The sequence below is a fragment of the Streptomyces sp. GbtcB6 genome (assembly GCF_019091475.1).
GTDB lineage: Bacteria > Actinomycetota > Actinomycetes > Streptomycetales > Streptomycetaceae > Streptomyces > Streptomyces hyaluromycini.
The window spans coordinates 1-1095 of sequence record NZ_JAGXJL010000162.1 but is presented as its reverse complement, the minus strand read 5'-3'; the positions used below and the strand labels follow the sequence as shown (position 1 = coordinate 1095).

The window sequence follows — 1095 nt, the reverse complement described above, 5'->3', positions numbered from 1 at the left end:
CATGCAGGAGGAGGCGGGGCGGGGGTTCGATCTGGCGGTCGATCTGCCGTGGCGGACGGTTCTGCTGAGGGTTTCGCGGGATGAGTCTGTGTTGTTGCTGGTGGCTCATCACGTTGCGACGGATGCGTGGTCGATGGGTGTGCTGGCCACTGACCTCCAGGCTGCCTACGGTGCGCGGCTTTCCGGGCGGGTGCCTGGGTGGGAGCCGTTGCCGGTTCAGTACGCGGATTATGCGTTGTGGCAGCGGGAGGTGCTTGGGGAGCTGGATGACCCGGGCAGTGCGGGTGCCGAGCAGGTCGGGTTCTGGCGGCAGGCGTTGGAGGGGGTGCCGCAGGAGACGGTGCTGCCGTTTGACCGTCCGCGGCCTGCGGTGCCGTCCTTCCGGAGTGGTTCGGTTCCGGTGGGGGTGGATGCGGTGACGCATGCGCGGCTGGTGGAGCTGGCCGCGCAAGGCGGGGCGACGATGTTCATGGTCGTGCATGCCGCGCTGGCGGTGCTGCTCGCCCGGATGGGTGCGGGCGAGGACGTGTGCATCGGCACCCCGGTCGCCGGCCGGTCCGACGCGCAGGTGGAGAGGCTTGCGGGGTTCTTCGTCAACACTCTCGTCCTGCGGGCGGACACCTCAGGCAACCCCACGTTCCGTGACCTGCTGGCCCGGATCCGGGAGTCGGATCTGTCGGCGTATGCGAACCAGGATGTGCCGTTCGAGCGGTTGGTGGATGATCTGAATCCGGTGCGGTCGGCGGCGCGTAATCCGCTGTTCCAGGTCATGCTGGCGCTCCAGAACGTGCCCGAGGCGCGCTGGGAGCTGGAGGGGCTGACAGTCGAGCAGATCCCGCCGGCGGAGGATCCCGCGGCTCGGTTCGATCTCTCCTTGACGCTGAGCGAGGGGCAGTCGGACGACGGTTCTGCCGATGGCCTGCGTGGGGGGATTCTCTACTCCGCCGACTTGTTCGACGAGGGGACGGTTCGTCGGCTGGCGGAGTGGTTGGTGCGGGTGTTGGAGCAGGTGGCGGCTGATCCGGAGCTGCGGCTGAGTGCCGTCGAGGTTCTGGATGAGGCGGAGCGGGCTGTGGTCCTCGAACGGTGGAACGA

1 protein-coding gene is annotated in these 1095 nt (G+C 68.2%); it reads left to right on the top strand.

Going from position 1 to position 1095, the window contains the following annotated elements; translation table 11 throughout:
* The coding region (locus tag KVT45_RS55000; RefSeq protein WP_254648761.1) for a condensation domain-containing protein at positions 1-1095 on the top strand (1095 nt) is incomplete at both ends.